We start from the raw sequence: 26,436 nt of genomic DNA, 5'->3' as shown, positions 1-26,436 counted from the left end.
GCAAAATGAGGCTGCCGATGTCCGGCCTTGCCATGCCGAAGCCAGACGACGCCACGCTGCGCCGGCGCGACGAGATTGTCGCCGACATGCGCATCATCGTGCCGGGCGAGGGCGTCGTTGACGCGACCAATCAGATGCGCGCCTTCGAAAGCGATGGCCTGACCGCCTATCGGCAATTGCCGCTGGTCGTGGTGCTGCCCGAAACGGTGGCCCAGGTCTCCCGGGTTCTGAAATACTGCAACGACCGCAACATCCGCGTCGTGCCGCGCGGCTCCGGTACCTCGCTGTCGGGCGGCGCGCTGCCGCTCGAGGACGCGGTGCTGCTGGTCATGAGCCGCTTCAACCGCATCCTTGGGGTCGATTTTCCCAATCGCATCGTCGTCGCCCAGCCCGGCGTCACCAATCTCGGCATCACGTCAGCCGTCGAGCAGGAGGGCTTTTATTACGCCCCCGACCCATCCTCCCAGATCGCGTGCTCGATCGGCGGCAACGTCGCGGAAAATTCCGGCGGCGTACACTGCCTGAAATACGGCCTCACCGCCAACAATGTGCTCGGCATCGAAATGGTGCTTATGAGCGGCGAGGTGGTTCGGCTCGGCGGCAGTCATCTCGATGCCGAAGGCTACGATCTGCTCGGCGTCATGACCGGTTCGGAAGGCCTGCTCGGCGTCGTCACCGAGGTCATGGTCCGCATCCTGAAAAAGCCGGAGACGGCACGCGCTCTGCTGATCGGCTTTCCGACCAGCGAGCAGGGCGGCCAATGCGTCGCCGACATCATCGGCGCCGGCATCATTCCGGGCGGCATGGAAATGATGGACCGGCCGGCAATCCACGCGGCCGAGGATTTCGTCCATGCCGGCTATCCCCTCGATGTCGAGGCACTGCTGATCGTCGAGCTCGACGGGCCGGGCGTCGAGGTCGATCATCTCATCACCGCGGTCGAGGCGATCGCCATCCGCAACGGCTCGACCACCTGTCGCATCTCGCAATCCGAGCAGGAACGGCTGAGCTTCTGGGCCGGCCGCAAGGCGGCCTTTCCGGCGGTGGGCCGCATCTCGCCCGACTATTACTGCATGGACGGCACCATCCCGCGCAAGGAACTGCCGCGCGTGCTGGCCGGCATGCGTGAGCTGTCGGAGAAATACGGTCTCGGCGTCGCCAATGTCTTCCACGCCGGCGACGGCAACCTGCATCCGCTGATCCTCTACGATGCCAATGTGCCGGGCGAACTCGACAAGGCCGAAAGCTTTGGCGCCGACATTTTGCGACTCTGCGTCAAGGTCGGTGGCGTGTTGACAGGCGAACATGGGGTCGGGGTCGAGAAGCGCGACCTGATGCCGGAAATGTTCAACCAGGTCGACCTCGACCAGCAGATGCGCGTCAAATGCGCCTTCGATCCCAACCATCTGCTCAACCCGGGCAAGGTGTTCCCGCAACTGCGCCGCTGCGCCGAGCTTGGGCGCATGCATGTGCACCGAGGGCAGGTGGCGTTTCCGGATATTCCGAGGTTTTGAGTGGCTAAGTTGGCGCTTGTGAAGGAACTCGACGTCTCTGCACTTGCAAGTGGCATGTCACGCCAATGACGACTTTCACCCCGACCACGTCAGACGAAGTCCTGTCCTCGGTCGCCTGGGCGGTGGCGGAAGAGGCGCCGCTCGAAATCCTTGGCCACGGCTCCAAGCGCGGCATCGGCCGTCCGCTGCAGACGGAGCATACGCTCGACCTGTCGAATCTCACCGGCGTCACGCTCTATGAGCCCGCCGAACTGGTGCTGTCGGCGAAGGCTGGCACGCCTTTGGCCGAGATCGAGAAGCTGCTGGCGGAAAACGGTCAGCAACTCGCCTTCGAGCCAATGGACTATGGCCCGCTGCTCGGCGTCGAGCCGGGCAAAGGCACGATCGGTGGCGTGCTTGGCGCCAACCTGTGCGGTCCGCGCCGCCTCAAGGCAGGTGCTGCGCGCGATCATATCCTCGGCATCAATGTCGTCTCCGGCCGGGGCGAGGCCTTCAAATCCGGCGGCCGCGTGGTCAAGAACGTCACCGGCTACGACATGTCGAAGCTGATGGCCAACAGCTGGGGCACACTGGCCGTGTTCACCGACCTTACCTTCAAGGTGCTGCCAGCCGCTGAAACCGAGGTGACGCTGGCCATCCGCGGGCTGCTCGACGATGCGGCCACTGCTGCCATGGCCATGGCGCTCGGCTCCAGCGCGGAAGTGTCGAGTGCCGCCCATCTGCCGGAGCGCATTGCCGCGCGTGTCGCCGGCGGCGCGCTCGGCAGCGAAGCCGCCACTTTGCTGCGCGTCGAAGGCTTTGGCCCGTCGGTCGCCTATCGCATCGCGGCGCTGAAGGCGTCGCTCGGCAATGCCGGCCCGCTGGAAGAAATTTCTGGCGACGCTTCGAAACTGATCTGGCGCGACATACGCGATATCAGGCCCTTCGCCGACGGCACCGAGAAACCGGTCTGGCGCGTGTCGATGACCCCTTCCCAGGGTCATCAGATGGTCCTGACCTTGCGCATGCAGGCCGCCGTCAGCGCCTTCTATGACTGGCAGGGCGGGCTGGTGTGGTTGCGCATGGAAGAGGGCGATCCGGAAGCCGCCTTGCTGCGCGGCCTCTTGCGAAAACATGGCGGCGGCCACGCGACGCTGGTGCGCGCCGCGCCGGCCCATCGCGCCGCCTTGCCTGTCTTCGAGCCGCAGCCGCCGGCGCTTGGCGCGCTCAGCCAGCGGCTGAAGCAGGAATTCGACCCGAAGAACATCCTCAATCCCGGCCGCATGGCCTAGAGCAATTCCAGGAAAAGTGTGAAACGGTTTTCCCACAGGAATTGCGTCTAAACAGAGCGTCAGCGATGCAGACCAATTTTTCCCTTGCCCAGCTAGCCGATCCGCACGTTGCGGAGTCGGAAAAGATTCTGCGGAAATGCGTCCACTGCGGCTTCTGCACGGCAACCTGCCCGACCTATGTGACATTGGGCAACGAGCTCGATTCGCCGCGCGGGCGCATTTATCTCATCAAGGATATGCTGGAAAACGGCCGTCCCGCCGACAAGGAGATCGTCACCCATATCGACCGCTGCCTGTCGTGCCTGGCCTGCATGACCACGTGCCCCTCGGGCGTCAACTACATGCATCTGGTCGATCATGCCCGCGCTCACATCCAGGAAACCTACAAGCGGCCGCTGCTCGATCGCCTGACCCGCGCCATGCTCGCCTTCGTGCTGCCCTATCCCTCGCGCTTTCGCGTCGCGCTTAAGTTGGCGAAATTAGGCAAGCCGTTCATCGGCCTGTTCGAGAAGGTCGCGGCGCTGAAGCCGCTCGGTGCGATGCTCAAGCTCGCGCCCGCCTCGATCCCCAAGGCGTCGCCGATGGCCTTGCCGGGGATCCATGCCGGGCAGGGGACGAAAAAGGGTCGTGTCGCCATCCTCACCGGCTGCGCGCAATCCGTGCTCGATCCCGCCATCAACGACACGACGATCTCGCTGCTGACGCGCCTCGGCGTAGAGGTCGTGGTGCCGCCGGGCGAGGGCTGCTGCGGCGCGCTGGTCCATCATATGGGGCGAGAAGAGGCCGCACTTGCCTCGGCGAGGCAGAATGTCGACGCCTGGACGCGCGCCATCGACCAGGGTGGCCTCGATGCCATCATCATCACCGCATCCGGCTGCGGCACGACGATCAAGGATTATGGCTTCATGCTGCGGCTCGACCCGGCCTATGCGAAGAAGGCCGCGCGGGTCTCTGCGCTAGCCAAGGACATCACCGAATATCTCTCGACCTTCGACCTGCCCGAGCCAGTGCGCAAGCCCGGCACCGTCGTCGCCTATCATTCGGCCTGCTCGATGCAGCACGGTCAGAAGATCACCCGCCAGCCGAAGGAGTTGCTGGCCAGGGCCGGCTTCATCGTGCGCGAGCCGCGCGAGGGCCATCTGTGCTGCGGCTCGGCCGGCACCTACAACATCCTGCAGTCGGAGATTTCGGCCAAGCTGCGCGACCGCAAGGTGAGGAACATCGAGGCGACCGGTGCCTCGATCGTTGCCACCGGCAACATCGGCTGCATCACGCAGATCGCCTCCGCCGCGAAGCTGCCGGTGGTGCATACTATAAAGCTGCTCGACTGGGCCTATGGCGGGCCGAAGCCGGACGGCATTCGGGAAGAGAGCCTGATCGCTGCGGAGTAGGGCTGGCGCTTATTCCGCCGCCAGCCTGTCCGCCGTGCCGTAAGTTGCCTCATAAAGCGCGCGCTGGCGGCTGAGCGCCACCATCGTGTTGCGCAGCAGGATCGCCACCGTGATCGGGCCGACGCCGCCCGGGACCGGCGTGATCCATGAGGCAACCTCGCGAACGCTTTCGGTGTCGACGTCGCCGACGATGCGGCTCGTGCCGTCCGGGCCGATCTCGGAGTTGATGCCGATGTCGATGACGGCGGCACCCGGCTTGACCATATCGGCCTTGATCAGCCGCGGCTTGCCGACGGCAACGAACAGCGCGTCGGCGCGCCGCGCATGGGCGGCTACCGAGCGCGTCATGTGATGGCAGACCGTCACCGTTGCGCCTTCGCTCATCAGCAGGAAGGCGATCGGCTTGCCGACAATTTCTGAATGGCCGACGATGACGACTTCCAGCCCTTTGAGGTCGAGCCCGGTTTCCCTAAGCAGTTCGACCGAAGCGGCCGCCGTACAGGGCGCCAGGTCGAGCTGGTTGTAGACGATGTTGCCGATCGAGGCCGGATGCATGCCTTCGACATCCTTGAGCGGATGCACGGCCGCCTGCAGCGTCCTGATCGGGATATGCGCGGGCACCGGCCGCTGGATGATGATGCCGGTGACGCGCGGATCGGCGTTCAAGCCATGGATCGCCGCTTCCAGCTCACCCGATGTGATGGTGGCGGGAAAACGCCGCTCCTCGAAATCGATGCCGGCAAGCTGAGCCTTGGCGCGCTGGTTGCGCACATAGACGTCGACCGCATCGGTGTCGCCGACGGTGATCGAGATCAGCTTGGGGGAAAACCTTCGGCTTTGGCAATTGCCGCATCCTCGCGCACGGCGGCGATGATGCGCTGGGCAACCGGGCCGCCCTTTAGATAGCGGCTGTCGTCGGACAGGGACATGGGGTGGACTCTTTTTCTTGCGTTGGCGCCGACATAGCAAAAGACCGTCGAAAATGGCAGCACGAAAGCGAACCGCCATGCCCTCTGCGCGACGCAACGACGCGGGGCCATGCCCCAGGCACTCGACGCCGATCAAAAAAGAAGGGCAGCGCGGTCTCCCGTGCTGCCCTTCTTGACCGACCGCATCCCCATACGGCCCGTCCCCCGTTATTCCTTCCGACTTCGGGAAACGATGTGTTTCCCGATGAAGTGATTCGCTAAAACTATATCACCTCAACGGTGGTTCCGACATTGACCCGTTCATAGAGATCGACCACGTCTTCGTTGCGCATGCGGATGCAGCCCGACGACACCGCGCCACCGATCGTCCATGGCTGGTTGGTGCCGTGGATACGGTACTCTGTCGTGCCGAGATAGAGCGCACGCGCACCGAGCGGGTTCTCCATGCCGCCGGCCAGATAGGTCGGCAGATAGCGCCCCTTGGCGGCTTCGCGCTTGATCATCTCCGCTGGCGGACGCCAGTCCGGCCACTCGCGCTTGTTGGTGATCTTGTGCGTGCCCGACCATTCGAAGCCCGGCTTGCCGGTGCCGACGCCATAGCGACGCGCCTTGCCGTTTTTCTCGATGAGAAAGAGGAAATTCTGCGTCGTGTCGATGACGATCGTGCCCGGCTTCTGCGTGCCGTCATAGTTGACTTCCTGCGGCAGGTAGATCGGGTTGATCTGCGGGCGCATGACCATGCGCTTGGCTGGTGCCTGCACGGCCGCCGTCTGCAAACGGTCTGGTTGCGCCGGTTGCGCGATGCGCAGGCGCGGCTGTTGCTCCAACACCTGGCGGTTCTGCCGCACGATGCCGGGCGCCCGGCCAAGCTGCAGCACCCAAGGGGCGGAAAGGTCGGGGCTCACCATCACCGGCGGCCTGTCGGCATAGCGGTCGCCAGCGGCGGAAGGCGTGACGCCGGCAAACACAGCCACGGCGCCGAGTACGGAAAACAAGACTCTCTTCATCGGGAACGCACCTTGATCGTCTGATAAAACCGGGTGGAAACGATGCTCCGGTTCAGCGATCATTGGCGCGCAAGCAGCAACCGAAACATGAATCGGAATGCGTAAAATGCGGTTCTGTCAGTAAACCTTTTGGTGTGGTTACCGCCGGGTTCAGGAATCTGGTAAAGCCACAGTAAATGCGCCGCAAAGCGCGTTAACGGATGGATTTTTTGGAATGAGCAATGAAAACACCGGCCTGCTCGCCGGTCCCGACGGGGTCGCGCGCTGCTTCTGGCATGGCAATCTGCCCGACTATCTGCACTACCATGATCATGAATGGGGCCGCCCGGTGGCCGACGACCGCAGGCTGTTCGAAAAGGTCTGTCTCGAAGGGTTCCAGTCGGGCCTGTCGTGGCTGACCATCCTGCGCAAGCGCGAGAATTTTCGCGAGGCTTTCGCCGGTTTCGACTTCGACAAGGTCGCCGCCTTCACCGACAAGGATGTCGAGCGCCTGCTCGGCAATGCCGGCATCATCCGCCATCGCGGTAAGATCGTCTCGACCATCAACAACGCCGGGCGTGCCCGCGAGATGGTCAACGAATTCGGCTCGCTTGCCGCCTGGTTCTGGAAGTTCGAACCCGGCAAGGATGAGCGGCCCAGGATCGTCGATCTCGCCCATCTGCGCGCCAATCCGACGACGGCAGTCTCGACCCGGATTTCGAAAGAACTGAAGAAGCGCGGCTGGAGTTTTGTCGGCCCGACCACGGTCTACGCCTTCATGCAGGCCATGGGGCTGGTCAACGACCATCTCGAGGGCTGCGTCTGTCGAAAAGAGGTCGAGAAGGAACGGAAGGCGTTCAAGCGGCCGAAGTAGGGCTCACTTCTCGAACCGTCCCTTGTGCCCGCTGCCATTGATGTCCCACACCAGGCTGTGGCCGGATATGGTCAGCACCAGGCCGCTGAAACCGCTGTCGTCGGGCGTGTGATGCGTCGATGCCGAGCTGCGGCCGGCCGGGATAACCTCGAGCGTCGATCCCTTCTTGACCCAGCAGCCCTTGCCGTATTGGTCGTTGGCGCCGTAAGCCAGCATGAATTCGAAGCTGCCGTCTTTCCTGAGCAGCAGTTCGGAGCCGACCTCCATGACGCCGCGCAGATAGTAATGGCCGGCAAGGCTGGCCTCGCCCGGCTTGCAGCCCGCGGCGCTGGCCGGGTTGGCCGCCCCGAGTAAAAATGCGCAGCCAACCGCATATGCGTGACCCAGTCGCATGCTCAATCCCCCGATCAAGAATGGAAAATCGCTTCCACCGAAGCCGGCAGTTTCAGGTGCCGTTGACGCTGGCCAGGAACAGCCCGGCGACGATCGCAGCCACCGTGGCAACCGTGGGATAGATCACCAGCAGGCCGGTCACCAAGGCGTCGCGCAGGGAAGACCCCTTGCCGGTGTCGGCCGGTACGTCGAATGGTCCGGCAGCCTGGCCAACCATTTTCGGTGCATGGGCGCCCGCCGGGCGCAGCCGTGCCGGCAATTCGCCAGCTTCGCTGTTGGCATGGAATTTTGCTGCGCTGGTCATGTTCCGAACCCCTTCCCGTCCTGCGCTATATCGGCCGCGATTGTGTCGGCACGATGCCGCGTTCATGGCGGGATTGTTTCATTTTCGGTGCGTTTTTGTTTCAAGGAGGTTCGACTCCTCCTGCTGCCGTCGGGCGCGGTGCGAGGCGCCGACCCTTGCCGCTCCGGGCTGCATCGGTTAGGAAACGCGCGCTGCGGAATGGGAATTTCCTGTCCACGCAACGTCACGACACACCGGGTGCTCATCTCATGGCCGACAAATCGGAAAAGACGAAAGCGCGGCTGCCGCGCGGTTTTGCCGACCGCAGCGCCGAGGACATTCGCGCCGTCGAGAAGATGATGGCAACGATCCGCTCGGTCTATGAGCTTTATGGGTTCGAACCGGCCGACCAGCCGCTGATCGAATACACCGATGCGCTCGGCAAATTCCTGCCCGATCAGGACCGGCCGAACGAAGGCGTGTTCTCCTTCCAGGACGATGACGACCAGTGGCTGTCGCTGCGCTATGATCTGACCGCGCCGACGGCGCGCTTCGTCGCCGAGAATTACGAGCGGCTGCCCAAGCCTTACCGCAGCTACCGCTCCGGCTGGGTGTTTCGCAACGAGAAACCAGGCCCCGGCCGCTTCCGCCAGTTCATGCAGTTCGACGCCGACACGATCGGCACGCCCGGCGTTGCCGCCGATGCCGAGATGGCGATGATGATGGCCGACGTGATGGAAGCGCTCGGCATCAAGCGCGGCGACTACGTCATCCGCGTCAACAACCGCAAGGTGCTGGACGGCGTGCTGGAGGCGATCGGCCTTGGCGGCGACGAGAATGCCGGCCGCCGGCTGACCGTCCTGCGCGCCATCGACAAGTTGGACAAGCTCGGCCCGGAAGGCGTGAAGCTTCTGCTTGGGCCGGGGCGCTGGGATGGCGGCAAGGAAGGCGAAGGCGACTTCGCCAAGGGCGCCGGACTGAACAACGGCCAGGCCGAAGCGGTTCTTCAGGCAACCGCGAGGAATACACAAGCTGGCCAGGATTCCATGGTCAGTTCGAACGCGACCTATCAGGAAGGCGTCGGCGAACTCGCGACCATCGAAGCCCTGGTCAGGGCGGCAGGATATGGCGACGACCGTATTGCCATGGACCGCTCGGTGGTGCGTGGCCTCGAATATTACACCGGCCCCGTCCTTGAGGCCGAGCTCCTGGCCGAAATCCCCAATGAGGACGGCCAGATCGTGCGCTTCGGTTCGGTGGGTGGCGGCGGCCGCTATGATGGCCTGGTCTCGCGCTTCCGTGGCGAGCCGGTGCCGGCGACGGGTTTCTCCATCGGCGTTTCGAGGTTGATGACGGCGCTGAAGAACCTCGGCAAGCTCGACAGCGCCGATGTGATCGCGCCGGTCGTCGTGCTGGTGATGGACAAGGACACCGACAGCCTTGGCCGCTACCAGAAAATGGTCGGCGAACTGCGCGCCGCCGGCATCCGCTCCGAAATGTATCTCGGCGGCGCCGGCATGAAGGCGCAGCTCAAATATGCCGACCGGCGAAACTGCCCGGTCGCAATCATCCAGGGCGGCGACGAGCGCGCCAAGGGCGAACTGCAGATCAAGGATTTGATCGAAGGCGCGCGCATGTCGGCGGAAATCACCGACAACGCGGAGTGGCGGGCAGCAAGGCCTGCGCAGGTGACTGTGGCGGAAAGTGAGCTGGTTGCCGAGGTGAAGAAGATCCTGGCGGCGCAGGCTGAGGAACGGTCTAAGTGACGAGCGCAGCCCCCGCTTGTCCTTCTCCCCTTGTGGGGTCCGCAGGACGGGGCGAGACCCGCGGCTCGCCCCTGGGCGGTGGCCTCGCGAAGCGAGGTCGGATGAGGGGTATTCCAGGGAACGCCAACGCCCCATTCCGTCACCCACCCCTCATCCGTCTCGGCGCTGCGCGCCGATCCACCTTCCCCCACAAGGGGAGAAGGGAAGAGCGCAGCGTATGACCTCCCGCTTCCCAGCCATCGCAGCTGACATCACCAGTCTCTTCGCCACCCGCAACACCCACGCTGTCGAGGTCGCCATCCTGCAACCGGCCGACCCGTTCCTCGACATGGCCGGCGAGGATCTGCGCCGCCGTATCTTCCTCACCGAAAGCGAGACCGGGCAGACACTGTGCCTGCGGCCTGAATTCACCATTCCGGTCTGTCTCGACCACATAAGTTCGCAGGCCGGCACGCCGCGCCGCTATTCCTATCTGGGCGAAGTGTTTCGCCAGCGCCGCGAGGGCGGCAACGAATTCTTCCAGGCCGGTATCGAGGATCTCGGCGATCGCGACACGGCGCAAGCCGATGCACGCTCCGTGGCCGACGCGCATGCGCTGCTGTCGCTGGTGCTGCCGGAGCAGTCGCTGGCGATCACGCTTGGCGACCAGACCATTTTCGAAGCCGTGCTCGCCGCCCTTGGCCTGCCGCGTGGCTGGCGCATGCGGCTGGCGCGCGCCTTCGGCTCGGCGCCGATGCTGCAGGCAGCGCTCGCCGATCTCGCCAACCCGCCGCGCAACAGCCAGCTTTCCGGCGAAGTCGCGACCCTTGTGCTTGACGGCGATCTTGAAGGGCTTTCGGCCCACATCGCCGGCGGCATGGAGGAAGCCGGCCTGTCGGCCTCCGGCGGGCGCTCGCCATCGGACATTGCGCGCCGGCTGATCGAGAAAGCCGAGCTGCGCAGTGTGCGGTTGTCCAACGAGGCCTTCGCGGCGCTGAAGAATTTTCTGGCGATCGACGTGCCGCTCGATGGCGCGGCGCGGGCGCTGGAGAGTTTCGCCGCCGGCGCCGGGCTATCGTTGGGGACCGCGCTGGAGAAATTCGCGGCCCGCGCCCAGGCGATCGAGGCACATGGCTTGCCGGCAGCAAAAATCCGCTACGACGCCGCCTTCGGCCGGCCGCTCGATTATTACACCGGCGTGGTCTTCGAAATCGCGGCGCAAGGCGGCGAGCGTCCTTTGGCCGGCGGCGGCCGTTACGACCGGCTGCTGACCCTGCTTGGCGCCAAGACGACGATCCCCGGCGTCGGTTTTTCCGTCTGGCTCGACCGCATCGAGGCGTTGCGGGAGACGACACCATGATCACGCTGGCGATCCCGTCGAAGGGCCGGTTGAAGGAGCAGGCGCTGGAGGTGCTGGCCAAGGCTGGCCTCGCCATCAGCTTGCCGGGTGACGAGCGCAAATATCACGCCCGCGTCGAGGGCCTGGACACTGTCGAGGTCGCCTTCCTGTCGGCTTCCGAAATAGCCGGCGAAATCGGCCAGGGCGCTGTCGATCTCGGCATCACCGGCGAGGATCTGGTGCGGGACAATCTCGCCGACTGGGAGACCCGGGCCGAGATCGTTGCCCGTCTCGGCTTCGGCCATGCCGATGTCGTGGTGGCGGTGCCGGAGATCTGGCTTGATGTCGACACCATGGCCGATCTCGACGACGTCGCCGCCGATTTCCGCCAGCGCCATGGCAGGCGGCTGCGCATCGCCACCAAATACTGGCGGCTGACGCAGCAATTCTTCTCGCAGAAACACGGCATCCAGGTCTATCGCATCGTCGAGAGCTTGGGCGCCACCGAAGGCGCGCCGGCGGCCGGGCTCGCCGACGTCATCGTCGACATCACCTCGTCGGGCTCGACGCTGCGCGCCAACCATCTCAAGGTGCTGGGTGATGGTGTCGTGCTGAAGTCGCAGGCTTGTCTTGTGGCCTCCAGGAAAGACCGTTCGGTGGCGGATGAGGCGCTCGTGCGCGATATTGCCGCGAAGATGGCTGCAGCGGTCGCATAGCAATCCTTCCCTCGAGGGCAGGGCTATGGCGTGTGAGAGGCCCCCTCATCCGGCCGCTTCGCGTCCACCTTCTCCCCGAGGGGAGAAGAGGCTTGCATCAACGCTGGCGCCTCCTCTCCCCTCGGGGAGAGGTCGGGTTGCCCCGAATTGCTCTTGCAATTCGGTTGGCAATCCGGGTGAGGGGGTCTTCTTGTCCTTCAACTCCATCGACGGGATTTCCACCGCCCTGACGGGCTGATAGGTTGGCTTATCCCGGGAGGAGACGGCGATGGCGATCAATCTCGACGAGCTCAAGAACGCCACCAATCTGCGCGGTCGCGGCGCGCGCGCCGGCGGCGTCTTTATCGCACCTGTCGATGGCATGGCGCATGTCTCCGGCGAGCGCACGCCGCCGCTACTCACCAAGACCATTCCCGCGCTTTTCTCCGACACAGCCAGCAAATACGCCACGCAGGATGCCGCCGTCTTCGTCGGCCAGGACAAGCGCTTCACCTGGAGCGAACTGTCCGACACGGTGGATGCGCTTGCCGCCGGCTTCCTGGCGCTCGGCCTCGAAAAAGGCGACCGCGTTGGCATCTGGTCGCCCAACCGCTGGGAATGGCTGGTAACGCAATTCGCCACCGCCCGCATTGGCCTGATCCTGGTCAACATCAACCCGGCCTACCGGCTGACCGAGCTGGAATATGCCCTCAACAAGGTCGGCTGCAAGGCGCTGGTGACGGCCGCCAAATTCAAGACCTCTGACTATCTCGGCATGATCGAGACGCTGGCGCCGGAGATCGCCAAGGCCGCACCCGGCAAACTCAAGGCGCAAAAGCTGCCCACGCTGAAGATTGTCATCCGCATGGGCGAGGACAACTCGCCAGGCATGTTCAATTTCGCCGACGTGCTGGCCATGGCCGGCCGCGACGAGCATGACAGCCTCGACCGCATTTCCGAGGGGCTGAAGTCAGGCGATGCCATCAACATCCAGTTCACTTCAGGCACGACAGGCGCGCCCAAGGGCGCGACGCTGACCCATTCCAACATCGTCAACAACGGCAATTTCGTCACCTCGGCGATCAAGCTCACCGTGGACGACCGGCTCTGCATCCCGGTGCCGCTCTATCACTGCTTCGGCATGTCGATGGGCACGATGGGCTGCGTGTCGAAAGGCGCGACCATGGTTTTTCCGGGCGAGGGCTTCGACCCCGGCGCGACGCTGAAAGCCGTGGCGCAGGAGCGCTGCACCGGCCTCTATGGCGTGCCGACCATGTTCGTCGGCATGCTCGACCATGCGGATTTCGCGACCTTGGACCTCTCCAGCCTGCGCACCGGCATCATGGCCGGCTCGCCATGCCCGATCGAGGTGATGAAGAAGGTGGTGTCGCTGATGCATATGTCGGAGGTGACCATCGCCTACGGTATGACCGAGACCAGCCCGGTGTCCTTCCAGAGCGGCGTCGACGATCCCCTGGAAAAGCGCGTCTCGACCGTTGGCCGCGTCCACCCCCATGTCGAGGTCAAGGCCATCGATGCCGATGGTGCCACGGTTGCCGTCGGCGCGCCGGGTGAACTCTGCACGCGCGGCTATTCCGTCATGAAGGGCTATTGGGACGACGAGGACAAGACCCGCGAGGCGATCGACAGCGACGGCTGGATGCACACCGGCGACCTCGCTACGATCGATGCAGAGGGCTATTGCAACATCGTCGGCCGCGTCAAGGACATGGTCATCCGTGGCGGCGAGAACGTCTATCCCCGGGAGGTCGAGGAATTCCTCTACCGCCACCCGAAGGTCAGGGAGGTGCAGGTGTTCGGCGTTCCCGACCAAAAGTATGGCGAGGAGCTGTGCGCCTGGATCGTGCTCAAGCCTGGCCAGATCGCCACCGAGCAGGAGATCAAGAACTTCTGCGCCGGCCAGATCGCCCACTACAAAATCCCCCGCCACATCCGCTTCCGCACCGAATTGCCGATGACGGTCACCGGCAAGCCGCAGAAGTTTTTGATGCGCGAGGCGATGGTGGAGGAGCTTGGGCTGGTGGCGCAGAAGACGGCTTGATGGGTATTGGCTGCTCTGCTTAGCGCTAGAACCAGACATTGCCGCGCAGATGTTGTGATGTCGCCTTTGGGGGCCGGGAGCAGTAGGTCCGATTGTGGGCAGGGAAGAAAGATAGCGGACCTTCAACCTCCAAGTCCCGATGTCATGACTTGACCACCCCAGCCTGCGGCAGCATCCGTTTTTCCGCTCATATACTGGCCATGTGGGCAATGGCCGCAAAAACGGCGTGGTTGCATTGACCGCTGCCACAGGCGCCGAGCGCGCTCGCAATCAAAGTAGTACTAGAATACGCTCGTCAGCGAAGTTTTAAATAGGGAGGCAAGACACCCGCACATGGAGCGACGGCTTACCGCAATCCTTGCTGCCGACGTGGTCGGATACAGCACGCTCATGGGCGAGGACGAGGTCGGTACGCTCGAACGGTTGAAAAGTTGCCGTCGCGAATTGATCGATCCTGCGATCAAGGAATTCCGCGGCCGCATGGTCAAACTCATGGGCGACGGGGCGCTGGTTGAATTCGCGAGTGTCGTCGATGCCGTCCAGTGCGCTGCCGCGATTCAGCGCCGGATGGCTGTCCGAGACCAGGGCAGCTCCGACCGCCGCCACATCCAGTTTCGCATCGGCGTCAATCTCGGCGATGTCATCGTCGAGGAAAATGACATCTACGGCGATGGCGTGAACATCGCCGCGCGCCTCGAGGCTATGGCCGAACCAGGCGGAGTGTGCATCTCCGGAACCGCATTCGATCATGCCGTCCACAAGGTTGATGTCGGCTTTGCCAGTCTTGGCGGGCAGCGCCTCAAGAACATCGCCGATCCGGTTCGCGCGTATCGGCTGCTGTTGGATCCCGAAGCCTCGGGCAAGGTTGTGGCCGCGCCACACCGGCCAGGTCCGCGCGTCATGATCCTGGCGAGTGTCGCGGTTCTGGCAGTTGCCGTCATTGCCGTCATTTTCGCATGGCACAGATTCTCGGTGCCATCGCGGCCATCGGTTGCTGTGCTGCCGTTTGCAAACCTCGGCGGCGATCCAGGCCAGGACTATTTCGCTGACGGCATCACCGAGGATCTGATCACCGACCTCACCAAGCTTTCCGGTCTGGACGTCATCGCACGTAACTCAGTATTTGCCTACAAGGACAAGCCTGCGGCGCTGGCGGACGTCGCGCGCGACCTAGGCGTCCGCTTCGTCGTCACTGGGAGCGTCCGCCGCACCGGCGAGCAGATCCGCCTCAATGCTCAGCTCATCGATACGGCAACAGGCGATAATCTATGGGCCAACCGGTTCGACCGTGGCATGGCCGGCGTGTTTGCCGTCCAGCACGAGATGAGCGGCGAGATCGCCAAGGCGCTTGGCATGCAACCTTCGGCAGCGGAAAGCGAGCGTATGGCGCGCCCGCCGACCGAAAACCTCGAAGCCTACGACTTCTACCTTCGTGCCGAGCAGACAGCACGGACCGGTCGGCGCAATGGGCTGCGGGAGGCGCTCACGCTCTACGACAAGGCGGAGGAACTCGACCCAGCTTTTGCCGAAGCCTTCGCGGCGGATGCGAGCATGACAGTCTATATCTGGCGCGAATCGTTCAACGACATCATGCAGAGCGCTCCGGCGCGCAAGCGCGCCTATGAGAAGGCAAGCCGTGCCCTGCAACTCGATCCGGATCTTTCATCGCCTTATGCGATTCTTGGCATCATGCAGGTCGTGGATCGCCGCTACGAGGAAGCCATCGCTTCGGTCGAGCGAGCCGTCGCATTCGGCCCCGGCGATGCTGAGACGCAGATAGCTCTAGGATACGTGCAATTGTTCGCCGGCAATCATGCCGAGGCTGCCGAAGCGGTCGAGACAGCTCTCAGGCTCGATCCCAACCTTTCACCCGTCAACCGGCAAATTGCCGGTCTGGTCTTTCTCATTCAAGGTAGCAACGACAAGGCGATCGAAGCGCTCGAGCGCACACACAACGATGCGCCGTCAGTCGGAGATTTCGCGATCACGCTTGGTGCTGCTTACGCCCGCGCCGGCCGCCTGCAGGATGCCAAGGCGGCGGTCGCCGAGGGAATGGGTGCCATGTCGACGCCGGGGTTCGATTCATTGTCTGCCTACCGGCTCAACGGCGCCCAGTACCGTAACCCGCAGGATCTGGCTCTCATCATTCACGCGTTACAGCAGGCGGGCTTGCCCGAATGGCCATTCGCCTTCACCGGCGACGAGCACGATCGATTGAAGGGCGAAGAGATCGCCTCATTGGTGCTGGGCCATACGCTGCAGGGCCAGCTTGAACCCGGTCTCCAACCAGCCTTCCTCCAGATCGGCAGCGACGGCAAGGCAGCCTTTCGCTCCACGACGCGGCTGGTCACCGAGACCGTCCGTGTCGATGGTGACCTATTGTGCGAGCTGAGCGAGAATATGTTCGGGCGCCCGGACTGCGGACCTGTCTACAAACGCCAGGACGATGCCGGCAACGGCTATTCCTTTGTCAATTCAAGCAAGGTGTTTCACTTCACCGTCGTTCAGTAGGCGGACCTGGTCTCAATGATACTTATCGAGCTTCAGATTGGCCGCGACCTTCGGCCAGTTGGCATCGGCCTTCGGTATACTTTCATCTGCATGCGCGGCGAAATTGTTCGCATTGCCGACGTCGTAGATCAGGTAGAGCTTGCCGTCGATAATCTTGAATGCTTCCGGATCGACATTGATCGTGACTCCTCCGCCCACAACTTCGCCAGCACAGTATCCGCCATATTGAGGAGCGTACTTGACCGGTTCGCTCATGAACATTTCCTGGTGTTTCTTGCTGGCGAAATGCCAGGGTGTCCCGAGCCAGTCATAAGTGAACTCTTCAGAGCCCTTCACGGCCTTGCCGTCAGTGAAGTAAGCGACGGTGTCGTAGCCCATGATCGCCACCCCACCGAAATAGCCAGTGTTTACCGAGCCGTCGGCCCAGGCCGATCCCGCGCCGGCGCCCGCAGCTACCGCGACCAGGGCAGCCGCACCCAAATTCCGTACCAGTCGTGACTTGATCATCGTGCTCATCTGCATCCTCCGTTAGTCGTGGATCGCGGCGCATTTCGCCGCGTTCGCCTTGCCAAGGATTTTGGCTTGGCAGGTAGCACCGTGGCGTTTGAACAGTCGTACGATATCCGTGTTGCCCTTCCAGAATGCGCGCGTTGTCGGCATGTAGCCATGACCTTCGGGATGGTTCACGTCGGCGCCTTTCGCAATAAGGAATTCGGCCAGTTCAACGTGGTTCTCCTCGCCGGCCACCAATAGCGGCGTAGCACCCGCCTTGTTCGCGGCATCTTCGAGCACAGCGCCCTTTTCCAGCAGCAGCTTGGCGATAGACAGGTTGCCCGAGAAGGCCGCCGCATGAAGAGGGGTAAAGCCGCCCGAGTTACGCGCCATGACGTCGGCGCCCTTTCCCAGCAGCAATTTTGCGATTTCCGGCTGGTTGTCGAGCGCTGCAGCGATGAGCAGGGTTGACTGGTCACGTGCCCGACTGTCGACGTCGGCACCGCCTGCCAAGGCTTGCTCCACGGCACCCTTGTCGCCGGCAGCGATGGAGTTGAACAATTGCTCGCCTGCGGCTGCTGTTGTAGCCGCCAATACCAGCATACCAAGTGCTAGTAGTCCGCGCATGACGTATGGGGTAGCATATTAGCTTGGAGTCATACAAGCTGCGTTTGGCCCATCGGGGCGTAAGGCGGCGGACGGCGCGGCCGAATGTCCGCCGTTGGAATGCGGCTATAGTCTACTCAACGGCCGATATGAGGCGGGAAGCTGTCGTTCAAATGGTGGCGGACCTAAGGGTGGCCTTTAGTTAAAGGCAGACTTGAAAAGCACATCTCACGCAACGTTCAAACTCCCACCCCCAACCCCCGCACAATCTTCGCCAGCTCCACGCACTCCCCATGCCTTGCATTGTTCCGCTGCCATGCCAGACAAATCATGCGTTGCGGCATCGGCTCCTGGAACGGCACGATCTTGAGGTCGGGGATGGTGCCGGCAGGGCCCGTGGCCATTTCCGGGATAAGCGTGACGCCGAGCCCGTGCGCCACCATCTGCAACAGTGTGGTCAGGCTGGTGGCGCCGTAGCTGGCCATTGCCACAGGCCGCACATTGCCGCAGACGGCGAGCGCTTGTTCGCGCAGGCAGTGGCCTTCCTCCAAGAGCATCAGACGCTCCAGCGCCGGGCTTTCGGGCGGCACCGGCGGTGAGGCGAAAGCTGGGTCGCCGGCCGGCACGGCGAGGAAAAACCGGTCGGGAAACAGCGCCTCGGTGATCAGGCCAGGATGATCGAGGGGAAGGGCGGCGATGAAGGCGTCGAGCTTTCGCGAGGCGGTGTCCTCGACCAGGGCAGCGGTGACCGCCTCGCGCAGTTCGAGCTGCAAGGCTGGAAAATGTTTTTTCAGTTCGGGCAAAGCGCGCGGCAACAGATAGGGCGCGACGGTCGGGATGATGCCCAGCCGAAAGCGCCCTTCCATCGCCGTGCGGCCGCGCCGGGCTGTCGTTTCGACGTCACGTATGTCGGCCAGGATGCGCTCGATGCGCGGCAACAGCGTTGATGCCTCGTCGGTCATGCGCACCGATTTGCCGCCGCGTTCGAACAGCCGGCAGTTCAGCCGCTGCTCCATCTCGGCGATCTGCGAGGACAGCGCCGGCTGGCTGACACCGGCGAGCTTTGCCGCACGCCCGAAATGCAGCGTCTGCGCCAGCGCGGCGAAATAATGCATCTGCCGAACTGTCAATCCGATCATAAGAAAAACCTATCGAAATAAACAGGAAAGGCAATTTGTTTTTATCGCTGATACAGCCTAGTCTGGAACCATTCCAGATTGGTGCGGTCGCTGGCCGGCCCCAGAAGCCTGGGCAGACCAATCCTGGCAAAATCAACCTCGGCAAAGTCAAACCTCGGCAAATCGGAGCACTAAGATGGACGCGAAAACCGACGACACCAGCGCGGGCAAATGCCCCGTGGCGCATGGATCCACCGGCCGGATCAACCGCGACTGGTGGCCGAACCAGCTCAATGTCCAGATTCTGCACCAGCAGTCATCGCTGTCGGACCCGATGGGCGAGGCGTTCGACTACGCCGAGGAATTCAAGAGCCTCGACCTCGACGCTCTCATCAAGGACCTGCATGCGCTGATGACGGATTCGCAGGAATGGTGGCCGGCCGACTTTGGTCACTACGGCCCGCTGTTCATCCGCATGGCCTGGCACAGCGCCGGCACCTACCGCATCGCCGACGGCCGTGGCGGCGCCGGGGCCGGCCAGCAGCGTTTCGCGCCGCTCAACAGCTGGCCTGACAACGTCAACCTCGACAAGGCCCGCCGGCTGCTGTGGCCAATCAAGCAGAAATACGGCCGCAAGATCTCCTGGGCCGATCTTTTGATCCTCACCGGCAACGTCGCGCTGGAATCGATGGGCTTCAAGACCTTCGGCTTCGCCGGCGGCCGCGCCGATGTCTGGGAGCCCGAGCAGGACGTCTACTGGGGCCCCGAAGGCAAATGGCTGGCCGACGAGCGCTACAGCGGCGACCGCGACCTGCAGAACCCGCTGGGCGCCGTGCAGATGGGCCTGATCTACGTCAACCCGGAAGGGCCGAACGGCAAGCCTGATCCGCTGGCTTCGGCACGCGACATCAGGGACACCTTCGCCCGCATGGCGATGAATGACGAGGAAACCGTCGCGCTCATCGCCGGCGGCCATACATTCGGCAAGACCCATGGCGCTGGCGATGCGACACTGGTCGGCGTCGAGCCGGAAGGCGCGGACATCGAGCAGCAGGGTCTCGGCTGGGCCAACAAGTTCGGTACCGGCAAGGGCGGCGACGCCATCGGCAGCGGCCTGGAAGTAATCTGGACGACGACGCCGACCAAATGGAGCAACGATTTCTTCGACAATCTGTTCGGCTTCGATTGGGAACTGACCAAGAGCCCGGCCGGCGCGCATCAGTGGACGCCGAAGGGCGGCGCCGGCGCCGGCACCGTGCCGGATGCGCACAATGCGGCCAAGCGCCATGCGCCAGCCATGCTGACCAGCGATCTGGCCCTGCGCTTCGATCCTTCCTACGAGACGATCTCGCGGCGCTTCCATGAGAATCCGGATCAGTTCGCCGATGCCTTCGCCCGTGCCTGGTACAAGCTGACCCACCGCGACATGGGCCCACGCGTGCGCTATCTCGGCCCGCTCGTTCCCGAGGAAGAGCTGCCCTGGCAGGACGTCATCCCGGCGGTCGATCATGTGCTGATCGATGACCAGGATGCCGAAGCCCTCAAGGCGAAGATCCTGGCCTCAGGCCTGTCGGTGTCGCAGCTGGTTTCGACGGCCTGGGCGTCGGCCTCGACCTTCCGTGGTTCCGACAAGCGCGGCGGCGCCAATGGCGCGCGCATCCGCCTCAGCCCGCAGAAGGATTGGGCCGTCAACCAGCCGGCAGAACTCGCTGTGGTGCTCGGCAAGCTTGAAGCCATCGCCAAGGAGTTCAACGCCGCGCAGACCGGCAACAAGAAGGTCTCGCTTGCCGACCTGATCGTTCTCGGCGGCAACGCGGCCATCGAGAAGGCCGCCGGCCACAGCGTGGAAGTCCCGTTCTGGCCGGGCCGCGCGGATGCCTCGCAGGAGCAGACCGACATCCACTCCTTCGCGCCGTTGGAGCCGACGATTGACGGCTTCCGCAACTATGTCAGCGGCAAGCAGCGGCAAACGGTAGAGGAGGCGCTGGTCGACCGGGCGCAGCTGCTGACGCTGACCGCGCCGGAGCTGACGGTTCTCGTCGGTGGCTTGCGTGTTCTCGGCGCCAACGCCGGGCAGTCCAAGCATGGCGTCTTCACCACCAGGCCGGAAACGCTGAGCAACGACTTCTTCGTCAACCTGCTCGACATGGGCACGGAGTGGAAGGCGGCGTCCGACGCCAAGGACGTGTTCGAAGGCCGCGACCGCAAGACCGGAGAAGTGAAGTGGACCGGCACCCGCGCCGACCTGATCTTCGGCTCGCATTCGCAGCTGCGTGCGCTGGCCGAAGTCTATGCGACTTCCGATGCCAAGGCGAAGTTCGCGAAAGATTTCGTGGTGGCCTGGACCAAGGTGATGAACGCCGACCGCTTCGACATCGCCGGCTGATCCGGACGGAGCTCTATCCAACAAAAAAGGCGCGGGCCATGGCCCGCGCCTTTTGCATTTCAGCTTCGAAATCAATCCTTTTCGAAGACACGTGCCTTGGCGACGACGCCGGCAATGGCGCCGCCGATCAATGGCGCGACGATGAACAGCCAGAGCTGGCTCAGCGCCGCACCGCCCGTGAACAGCGCCGGGCCGATCGAGCGCGCCGGATTGACCGAGGTGCCGGTGACCGGGATCATGGCGAAGTGAATGCCCGCCAGCGTCAGGCCGATGACCAGCCCGGCAAACGCTGTCGAGTGCTTTTCAGCGGTAACGCCGAGGATCACCGTAACGAAGGTGAAGGTGCCGATCAATTCCCATAGGAAGGCCGAACTCATCCCCCATTTCGCCACGTCCCAGCCATTGGCGCCGAAGCCGGTGGTGTGGCCGCCGGTCTGGCCCGAAACGATGATCCACAGCGCCAGCGAAGCCAGGATGGCGCCGACGACCTGCGCGATCCAATAGGGGATGACGTCCTTGGCCGGCAGCCGGCCGGCGAGGAAGACGCCGAGCGTGACGGCCGGATTGAGATGCGCGCCCGAAATCGGGCCGATCGCATAGGCCGCGGCGATCAGGCCGATGCCGAATGCCAGGCCGATGCCTTCCTGACCGAGCGGCAGCGCGCCGCCGAAGCCGCCCGTCACCACCGACGCCGTGCCGATGAACACCAACAGGAATGTTCCCAAAACTTCCGCCAGATAAGTCTTCATTGCCCTCTCCTCAAAACGATCCGCCGGTCCGCGTTTTCCGCGCCGCGAATCATGGTGTGGAGAGTATTCCCAACCGAAAAACTTGGAAAGCAGAGCGGTTGCGCCACGGGCCGTGCTTGCAGGCACCAGTTACGAACATTAGAGACCTTTTATCTATTGATCGATCTGCTGTTGCCGGCCACGGAGAGTTGTTGATCGGACAGATTTCGCAGCGCGCGCTCGGGCCGCCTGTTCATCGCCGCACGGGGCGGGGTTCAATCCGGACGCGAAACGCTCTAAGAGCAAGCCGAAAGATCTGTGCTCGATTTGATGGAACGACGAATGCGACTGGGCGGACGGCTGGCTGCGGCCATTGAAGTGCTGGAGGACATTGGCCGGCGTCACCGGCCGGTGGCCGACGCGCTGAAGGATTGGGGGCTCTCGCACCGCTTCGCCGGCGGCGGTGATCGCGCGGCGATCGGCAACATCGTCTATGACGCGCTGCGCCACAAGCGCTCCGCCGGCTGGCTGCTCGGCGAAGACACGCCACGCGCCATCGGCTTTGGCGCTTTGCTGCTCGAATGGAGCCAGACGGCGCGCTCGCTCAACGACGCGCTCGAGGGCGACAAGTTCGCGCCGCCGCTGCTCAGCGCCACGGAACTGCAGGCAATCGCCTCTCGCCAGCTTGCCGACGCGCCGGGCGCGGTGCGCGCCGACATACCCGATTGGTGCGAGCCGCTTTTCGAACGCGCCTTCGGCGAGACCTGGGTCGAGGAGGGCGCGGCGCTGGCGACCCGCCCGCCGCTCGACATCAGGGTCAACACGCTGCAGGCCGATCGCGCCAAGGTCCTCAAGGAACTGGCCGACACCGGCGCAAAGGCCGCCCGGATTGCGCCGCACGGCATCCGCATTCCGCCCATCGACGGCGACGGCAGGCACCCGAACGTGCAGGCCGAGCCCGCCTTCCAGAAAGGCTGGTTCGAGGTCCAGGACGAGGGCTCGCAGATAGCCGCGACCCTTGCCGGCGCCGAAGCCGGCATGCAGGTGCTCGACTTCTGCGCCGGCGCGGGCGGCAAGACGTTGGCGCTGTCGGCGGCGATGGACAATCGCGGCCAGATCTTTGCCCATGATGCCGAAAAGGCGCGGCTGGCGCCGATCTTCGACCGCATCCGCCGCTCGGAAAACCGCAACGTGCAGGTCGTCACCAAGCCGGCCGAACTTGCCCCGCTCGGCAACCATATGGACATAGTGCTGGTCGACGCGCCCTGCACCGGCAGTGGCACCTGGCGGCGCCGCCCCGACGCCAAATGGCGTCTGACGCAAAGGCAGCTCGATGCCCGCAAGGGCGAACAGTCGGCGATCCTCGATGCCGCCAAGATGTATGTCAAACCTGGCGGCCTGCTGGTCTACATCACCTGTTCGGTGTTCGACGAAGAGAATGGCGAACAGATCGCGGCGTTTCGCGAGCGCAGCAGCGGCTTTGTTCCGGTCGACCATCGCGCATTGTGGCATGGCCATTTTCCGGGCCACGAGACGGCCGCGCGGATCGGCGCTGGCGGGGATATTTCCTTGTCGCCGGCGTTGAGCGGCACTGACGGGTTTTATTTCTGCGCCATGCGCAGGGCGAATTGACGCTGCCTTGACAGCTGGCGACAGCGCTCCAGTTGCAGATGCGCGGCATCGCGCAGTTATGGGGTAATTCTTGCAAAGATATCTGTCGCTTCTGCTGTTCGTCGTCCTGGTGCTGGGTGGTGGCCTGCTGATCGGCTATGCCACACTGCCGGGCACCTGGTATGCCTCGCTGGTCAAGCCACCCTTCAATCCGCCCAATTGGGTCTTTGGACCTGCCTGGACATTGCTCTATGTGCTGATCGCCGTGGCTGGCTGGCGGACTTGGGTTCGAGAACCCAAGGGAACGGCGATGAAGGTCTGGGGCATCCAGCTTGTCCTGAATTTCGCATGGTCGCCAACCTTCTTCGGCGCCAGGATGATGGGACCGGCCTTGGTCGTCATCCTGCTTCTTCTCGCCAGCATTGTTCTATTCATCCTCAAGGTCTGGAACCGCGACCGGCTTTCCGGCTGGCTGTTCGTGCCTTACGCGGCGTGGGTGGCGTTCGCCACTCTGCTCAACGCTTCGCTTCTCCTGCTGAATTAGAGGTCGGCGGTGTCGTTTTGTTGCAGTGCAGCAAAAGCATTTGCCTGCCGCTCGTGCCTCTGCGATAAGCTTTCCCGGCAAACGTGAAGGCATCAGCGATGGCAGCAAAGATCGTACCGGCCCCGGACTATGAGGATCGCGTCAGGGCATCCTTCGCCCGCCAGCAGGCGATGGCGACGATCGGCGCTGAACTGACATTGGTGACTCCAGGCATCATCGAGATCGAGATGCCTTATTCGGCTGCACTCACCCAGCAGCACGGTTTTCTGCATGCCGGCGTCATCTCGACAGCGCTGGATTCGGCCTGCGGCTATGCGGCGTTCTCGCTGATGCCTGAGAATTCCGGCGTGCTGACCATCGAGTTCAAGGTCAACCTACTGGCGCCGGGCAGGGGCGAGCGCTTCCTGTTTCGCGGCTCGGTGACCAAGCCCGGACGCACCATCATCGTTGCCGATGGCCAAGCCTATGCCTTCGCCGCCGACGGCGAGGCCAAGCTGATCGCCACCATGACGGGGACGATGATGACGGTCGTGGGGCGTGACGGGATAGCAGGGTGATACGATGGCAAACGTTGCGCGAATTGGCGGCAAGGACGTCCTCTTCGTCATGGCGGCGCAGGCCGAATATGGTCCGTATCTGCAAAAACTGTTCACACCGCTTATGACGGGCGTTGGGCCGGTCGAAGCCGGTGTCCGGCTGGGTGCCGAACTCTCCTGGCTGAAGTCGCAAAAGGCGCTGCCGGATCTCGCCGTGTCGCTCGGCTCAGCCGGCAGCCGGACCCTGGAACAGACCGAAATCTATCAGGCCGTCTCCGTCAGCTATCGCGACATCGATGCCTCACCGCTGGGTTTCGAGAAAGGTGCTACACCCTTTCTCGATCTGCCGGTGACCGTGCCGTTGCCATTCAGGATACCTGAGATCAAGCAAGCCACGCTGTCGACCGGCGGCGCGGTCATCACCGGTGCCGCCTATGACACGATCGCGGCCGATATGGTCGACATGGAGACCTTCGCCTGTCTGCGCGCCTGCCAGATGTTCGACATACCGCTGGTTGGGCTGCGTGGCATATCCGACGGCGCGGCTGATCTGAGGCATGTCGGCGACTGGACCGAATATCTGCACGTGATCGACGAGAAGCTGGCCGACGCCGTCATGCGCCTCGAACAGGCGATCGGCTCGGGCTTGCTCCGGACGGCACCATCCAGCGACCAGGCCAGGCCCGTCTGAAAGTCAGTCTACGCAACCCATTGCGCAGACTCATTTCTTTCTCTAAACGCTCGCCATGACAACAGCCAATCACCCCGACACCGTCCTGATTGTCGATTTCGGCAGCCAGTTTACGCAGCTCATCGCCCGCCGCATCCGCGAGGCCGGCGTGTTTTCCGAGATCGTGCCCTTCCAGTCGGCCGAAGCCGCGTTCAAGCGCATCAATCCAAAAGCCGTCATCCTGTCGGGCGGTCCCGCCTCGACATCGGACATAGGCAGCCCGCGCGCGCCGCAGATCGTTTTCGATGCCGGCGTTCCGGTGCTGGGCATCTGCTATGGCCAGATGGCCATGTGCGTGCAGATGGGCGGTGTTGCCGAAAGCTCCAACCATCGCGAATTCGGCCGCGCCTTCGTCGAGATCGAGAAGGACAGCCCGCTGTTCGAGGGCCTGTGGGCGACCGGCCAGCGCCATCAGGTGTGGATGAGCCATGGCGACCGCGTCATCGCCTTGCCGCCGGGGTTCCAGGTTTTTGGCAAGTCGGAAAGCTCGCCCTACGCCATCTTCGGCAATGTCGAGCGCAAGATGTACGGCATCATGTTCCATCCCGAAGTGGTGCACACGCCCGATGGCGCCAGGCTGCTCAGGAACTTCGTCCACAACATCGCCGGCATCGAGGGCGACTGGACCATGCGCGCCTACCGCGAGCACGCCGTGGAGGCCATCCGCAAGCAGGTCGGCAAGGGCAAGGTCATCTGCGCGCTGTCGGGCGGCGTGGACTCCTCGGTCGCAGCGCTGCTGATCCACGAGGCGGTCGGCGACCAGCTCACCTGCATCCTGGTCGACCATGGCCTGATGCGCAAGGACGAGGCTGCGGGCGTGGTGGCGATGTTCCGACAGCACTACAATCTGCCGCTGATCCTGGTCGATGCCTCGGAAAAGTTCATCTCGGCCCTGGAAGGCGAGGTTGACCCCGAGAAGAAGCGCAAGACCATCGGCCGGCTGTTCATCGAAGTGTTCGAGGACGAGGCCAAAAAACTCGGCGGCGCCGACTTCCTGGCGCAGGGCACGCTCTATCCCGACGTCATCGAGAGCGTTTCCTTCACCGGCGGCCCGTCGGTGACCATCAAGTCGCATCACAATGTCGGTGGCCTGCCGGCGCGCATGAACATGCAGCTGGTCGAGCCGCTGCGCGAACTGTTCAAGGATGAGGTGCGGGCGCTGGGCAAGGAGCTCGGCCTGCCCGAGAGCTTCATCGGCCGCCATCCGTTCCCCGGACCGGGCCTCGCCATCCGCTGCCCCGGCGGCATTACGCGGGAAAAGCTGGAGATCCTGCGCGAGGCCGACGCCATCTATCTCGACGAGATCCGCAAGGCCGGGCTCTACGACGCCATCTGGCAGGCCTTCGCCGTGCTTTTGCCGGTGCAGACGGTCGGCGTGATGGGCGACGGCCGCACCTACGAGTTCGTCTGCGCGCTCCGCGCCGTCACCTCGGTCGACGGCATGACCGCCGACTTCTACCACTACGACATGGCCTTCCTCGGTGCCGCCGCCACGCGCATCATCAACGAAGTCCGCGGCATCAACCGCGTCGTCTACGACGTGACGTCGAAGCCACCAGGAACAATCGAGTGGGAATGATTGTTACCCCTCCGGCAGTATCCGTTTGTACGCTCCAGTACGACATAACTGATTGAAATATAAAGATAAATATTGCTGCGTCTATCGTCGTCTATTGAGGGGCAGTGCTCCGA

22 protein-coding genes and 1 pseudogene are annotated in these 26,436 nt (G+C 63.5%); 15 read left to right on the top strand and 8 right to left on the bottom strand.

The features are described 5' to 3' along the window. Positions 1-17 precede the first annotated feature (17 nt). From ACZYHG_RS00425 to glcF, 3 genes are all read left to right on the top strand, one after another. A complete protein-coding gene (locus ACZYHG_RS00425; protein WP_464612048.1) occupies positions 18-1,514 on the top strand; it encodes an FAD-linked oxidase C-terminal domain-containing protein in 1,497 nt (498 codons plus the stop codon). Between the two features lie 65 nt (positions 1,515-1,579). Next, a complete protein-coding gene (locus ACZYHG_RS00420) occupies positions 1,580-2,785 on the top strand; it encodes an FAD-binding protein (protein ID WP_464612047.1) in 1,206 nt (401 codons plus the stop codon). Between the two features lie 65 nt (positions 2,786-2,850). Beyond that, the gene (gene glcF / locus ACZYHG_RS00415; protein ID WP_464612046.1) at positions 2,851-4,176 is read left to right on the top strand and encodes a glycolate oxidase subunit GlcF; all 1,326 of its coding nucleotides are present in this window, start codon (positions 2,851-2,853) and stop codon (positions 4,174-4,176) included. 9 nt (positions 4,177-4,185) lie between these two features. Here the strand turns inward: glcF and ACZYHG_RS00410 are convergent. Together ACZYHG_RS00410 and ACZYHG_RS00405 are read right to left on the bottom strand one after the other, a co-directional pair. Continuing rightward, a pseudogene (locus tag ACZYHG_RS00410) lies at positions 4,186-5,105 on the bottom strand (bifunctional 5,10-methylenetetrahydrofolate dehydrogenase/5,10-methenyltetrahydrofolate cyclohydrolase). A gap of 263 nt (positions 5,106-5,368) precedes the next feature. After that, positions 5,369-6,112, bottom strand: coding sequence for a L,D-transpeptidase (locus ACZYHG_RS00405; RefSeq protein ID WP_464612045.1), 744 nt, complete (start codon positions 6,110-6,112; stop codon positions 5,369-5,371). Between the two features lie 214 nt (positions 6,113-6,326). Here ACZYHG_RS00405 and ACZYHG_RS00400 point away from each other — a divergent pair, with 214 nt between their 5' ends. Then, the gene (locus ACZYHG_RS00400) at positions 6,327-6,965 is read left to right on the top strand and encodes a DNA-3-methyladenine glycosylase I (RefSeq protein WP_464612044.1); all 639 of its coding nucleotides are present in this window, start codon (positions 6,327-6,329) and stop codon (positions 6,963-6,965) included. Positions 6,966-6,968: 3 nt separating this feature from the next. Here the strand turns inward: ACZYHG_RS00400 and ACZYHG_RS00395 are convergent, their stop codons facing one another. Together ACZYHG_RS00395 and ACZYHG_RS00390 are read right to left on the bottom strand one after the other, a co-directional pair. Beyond that, the gene (locus tag ACZYHG_RS00395) at positions 6,969-7,358 is read right to left on the bottom strand and encodes a hypothetical protein (protein ID WP_464612043.1); all 390 of its coding nucleotides are present in this window, start codon (positions 7,356-7,358) and stop codon (positions 6,969-6,971) included. A gap of 52 nt (positions 7,359-7,410) precedes the next feature. Continuing rightward, on the bottom strand, positions 7,411-7,662 hold the full coding sequence (locus ACZYHG_RS00390; RefSeq protein ID WP_464612042.1) for a hypothetical protein: 252 nt from the start codon (positions 7,660-7,662) through the stop codon (positions 7,411-7,413). A gap of 248 nt (positions 7,663-7,910) precedes the next feature. On the opposite strand from ACZYHG_RS00390, the gene hisS reads away from it, so the two are divergent. The 5 genes from hisS to ACZYHG_RS00365 all read left to right on the top strand — a co-directional run bounded on the left by hisS (position 7,911) and on the right by ACZYHG_RS00365 (position 15,993). Next, on the top strand, positions 7,911-9,407 hold the full coding sequence (hisS, locus tag ACZYHG_RS00385; RefSeq protein ID WP_464612041.1) for a histidine--tRNA ligase: 1,497 nt from the start codon (positions 7,911-7,913) through the stop codon (positions 9,405-9,407). Positions 9,408-9,624: 217 nt separating this feature from the next. After that, entirely contained in the window at positions 9,625-10,746 is a 1,122-nt protein-coding gene (locus ACZYHG_RS00380; protein WP_464612040.1) for an ATP phosphoribosyltransferase regulatory subunit, read from the top strand. After that, a complete protein-coding gene (hisG, locus tag ACZYHG_RS00375; RefSeq protein ID WP_464612039.1) occupies positions 10,743-11,441 on the top strand; it encodes an ATP phosphoribosyltransferase in 699 nt (232 codons plus the stop codon). Before ACZYHG_RS00380 ends, hisG begins: the two co-directional genes overlap by 4 nt. Before the next feature lie 268 nt (positions 11,442-11,709). After that, positions 11,710-13,482 carry an AMP-binding protein gene (locus tag ACZYHG_RS00370; RefSeq protein ID WP_464612038.1) on the top strand — a complete coding sequence of 591 codons (1,773 nt, stop codon included), beginning with the start codon at positions 11,710-11,712 and terminating at the stop codon, positions 13,480-13,482. A 333-nt stretch (positions 13,483-13,815) separates the two neighbouring features. Beyond that, positions 13,816-15,993, top strand: a complete 2,178-nt coding sequence (locus ACZYHG_RS00365) for an adenylate/guanylate cyclase domain-containing protein (RefSeq protein ID WP_464612037.1) — start codon at positions 13,816-13,818, stop codon at positions 15,991-15,993. Between the two features lie 12 nt (positions 15,994-16,005). Here ACZYHG_RS00365 and ACZYHG_RS00360 read toward each other — a convergent pair whose 3' ends face one another. The 3 genes from ACZYHG_RS00360 to ACZYHG_RS00350 form a co-directional block, all read right to left on the bottom strand. Next, positions 16,006-16,509 (bottom strand): YHS domain-containing (seleno)protein, encoded by a 504-nt coding sequence (locus tag ACZYHG_RS00360; RefSeq protein WP_464612036.1) that lies wholly within the window; start codon positions 16,507-16,509, stop codon positions 16,006-16,008. Positions 16,510-16,521: 12 nt separating this feature from the next. Further along, positions 16,522-17,112 carry an ankyrin repeat domain-containing protein gene (locus tag ACZYHG_RS00355; RefSeq protein ID WP_464612035.1) on the bottom strand — a complete coding sequence of 197 codons (591 nt, stop codon included), beginning with the start codon at positions 17,110-17,112 and terminating at the stop codon, positions 16,522-16,524. A 218-nt stretch (positions 17,113-17,330) separates the two neighbouring features. Further along, a complete protein-coding gene (locus ACZYHG_RS00350; RefSeq protein WP_464612034.1) occupies positions 17,331-18,230 on the bottom strand; it encodes a hydrogen peroxide-inducible genes activator in 900 nt (299 codons plus the stop codon). Positions 18,231-18,405: 175 nt separating this feature from the next. Here ACZYHG_RS00350 and katG point away from each other — a divergent pair, with 175 nt between their 5' ends. Beyond that, the gene (gene katG, locus ACZYHG_RS00345; protein WP_464612033.1) at positions 18,406-20,595 is read left to right on the top strand and encodes a catalase/peroxidase HPI; all 2,190 of its coding nucleotides are present in this window, start codon (positions 18,406-18,408) and stop codon (positions 20,593-20,595) included. Positions 20,596-20,666: 71 nt separating this feature from the next. Here katG and ACZYHG_RS00340 read toward each other — a convergent pair whose 3' ends face one another. Next, positions 20,667-21,344, bottom strand: a complete 678-nt coding sequence (locus tag ACZYHG_RS00340; RefSeq protein WP_464612032.1) for an MIP family channel protein — start codon at positions 21,342-21,344, stop codon at positions 20,667-20,669. A 321-nt stretch (positions 21,345-21,665) separates the two neighbouring features. Between ACZYHG_RS00340 and ACZYHG_RS00335 the strand changes: the two genes are divergently transcribed. The 5 genes from ACZYHG_RS00335 (at position 21,666) to guaA (ending at position 26,323) form a co-directional block, all read left to right on the top strand. Then, the gene (locus ACZYHG_RS00335) at positions 21,666-22,955 is read left to right on the top strand and encodes an RsmB/NOP family class I SAM-dependent RNA methyltransferase (RefSeq protein WP_464612031.1); all 1,290 of its coding nucleotides are present in this window, start codon (positions 21,666-21,668) and stop codon (positions 22,953-22,955) included. Positions 22,956-23,025: 70 nt separating this feature from the next. Continuing rightward, positions 23,026-23,478, top strand: a complete 453-nt coding sequence (locus ACZYHG_RS00330; RefSeq protein ID WP_464612030.1) for a TspO/MBR family protein — start codon at positions 23,026-23,028, stop codon at positions 23,476-23,478. 98 nt (positions 23,479-23,576) lie between these two features. After that, positions 23,577-24,035 carry a PaaI family thioesterase gene (locus tag ACZYHG_RS00325; RefSeq protein WP_023686843.1) on the top strand — a complete coding sequence of 153 codons (459 nt, stop codon included), beginning with the start codon at positions 23,577-23,579 and terminating at the stop codon, positions 24,033-24,035. A 4-nt stretch (positions 24,036-24,039) separates the two neighbouring features. Beyond that, on the top strand, positions 24,040-24,705 hold the full coding sequence (locus ACZYHG_RS00320; RefSeq protein WP_464612029.1) for a 5'-methylthioadenosine/S-adenosylhomocysteine nucleosidase: 666 nt from the start codon (positions 24,040-24,042) through the stop codon (positions 24,703-24,705). Positions 24,706-24,760: 55 nt separating this feature from the next. Next, positions 24,761-26,323 carry a glutamine-hydrolyzing GMP synthase gene (gene guaA, locus ACZYHG_RS00315; protein ID WP_464612028.1) on the top strand — a complete coding sequence of 521 codons (1,563 nt, stop codon included), beginning with the start codon at positions 24,761-24,763 and terminating at the stop codon, positions 26,321-26,323. The last annotated feature ends 113 nt before the right edge of the window (positions 26,324-26,436 follow it).

This window comes from Mesorhizobium subarcticum (genome assembly GCF_055456085.1).
This window is presented reverse-complemented; position numbering and strand designations above follow the sequence as displayed.

Bases quoted from the DNA above. Each gene is read 5' to 3' on its own strand.
- ACZYHG_RS00355 (WP_464612035.1), bottom strand. From the start codon at position 17,112: ATGCGCGGACTACTAGCACTTGGTATGCTGGTATTGGCGGCTACAACA.
- ACZYHG_RS00360 (WP_464612036.1), bottom strand. From the start codon at position 16,509: ATGAGCACGATGATCAAGTCACGACTGGTACGGAATTTGGGTGCGGCT.
- ACZYHG_RS00390 (WP_464612042.1), bottom strand. From the start codon at position 7,662: ATGACCAGCGCAGCAAAATTCCATGCCAACAGCGAAGCTGGCGAATTG.
- ACZYHG_RS00425 (WP_464612048.1), top strand. From the start codon at position 18: ATGTCCGGCCTTGCCATGCCGAAGCCAGACGACGCCACGCTGCGCCGG.
- ACZYHG_RS00340 (WP_464612032.1), bottom strand. From the start codon at position 21,344: ATGAAGACTTATCTGGCGGAAGTTTTGGGAACATTCCTGTTGGTGTTC.
- ACZYHG_RS00365 (WP_464612037.1), top strand. From the start codon at position 13,816: ATGGAGCGACGGCTTACCGCAATCCTTGCTGCCGACGTGGTCGGATAC.
- ACZYHG_RS00320 (WP_464612029.1), top strand. From the start codon at position 24,040: ATGGCAAACGTTGCGCGAATTGGCGGCAAGGACGTCCTCTTCGTCATG.
- hisG (WP_464612039.1), top strand. From the start codon at position 10,743: ATGATCACGCTGGCGATCCCGTCGAAGGGCCGGTTGAAGGAGCAGGCG.
- glcF (WP_464612046.1), top strand. From the start codon at position 2,851: ATGCAGACCAATTTTTCCCTTGCCCAGCTAGCCGATCCGCACGTTGCG.
- ACZYHG_RS00405 (WP_464612045.1), bottom strand. From the start codon at position 6,112: ATGAAGAGAGTCTTGTTTTCCGTACTCGGCGCCGTGGCTGTGTTTGCC.
- katG (WP_464612033.1), top strand. From the start codon at position 18,406: ATGGACGCGAAAACCGACGACACCAGCGCGGGCAAATGCCCCGTGGCG.
- ACZYHG_RS00380 (WP_464612040.1), top strand. From the start codon at position 9,625: ATGACCTCCCGCTTCCCAGCCATCGCAGCTGACATCACCAGTCTCTTC.
- ACZYHG_RS00420 (WP_464612047.1), top strand. From the start codon at position 1,580: ATGACGACTTTCACCCCGACCACGTCAGACGAAGTCCTGTCCTCGGTC.
- ACZYHG_RS00350 (WP_464612034.1), bottom strand. From the start codon at position 18,230: ATGATCGGATTGACAGTTCGGCAGATGCATTATTTCGCCGCGCTGGCG.
- ACZYHG_RS00370 (WP_464612038.1), top strand. From the start codon at position 11,710: ATGGCGATCAATCTCGACGAGCTCAAGAACGCCACCAATCTGCGCGGT.
- ACZYHG_RS00395 (WP_464612043.1), bottom strand. From the start codon at position 7,358: ATGCGACTGGGTCACGCATATGCGGTTGGCTGCGCATTTTTACTCGGG.
- ACZYHG_RS00335 (WP_464612031.1), top strand. From the start codon at position 21,666: ATGCGACTGGGCGGACGGCTGGCTGCGGCCATTGAAGTGCTGGAGGAC.
- ACZYHG_RS00400 (WP_464612044.1), top strand. From the start codon at position 6,327: ATGAGCAATGAAAACACCGGCCTGCTCGCCGGTCCCGACGGGGTCGCG.
- guaA (WP_464612028.1), top strand. From the start codon at position 24,761: ATGACAACAGCCAATCACCCCGACACCGTCCTGATTGTCGATTTCGGC.
- ACZYHG_RS00325 (WP_023686843.1), top strand. From the start codon at position 23,577: ATGGCAGCAAAGATCGTACCGGCCCCGGACTATGAGGATCGCGTCAGG.
- hisS (WP_464612041.1), top strand. From the start codon at position 7,911: ATGGCCGACAAATCGGAAAAGACGAAAGCGCGGCTGCCGCGCGGTTTT.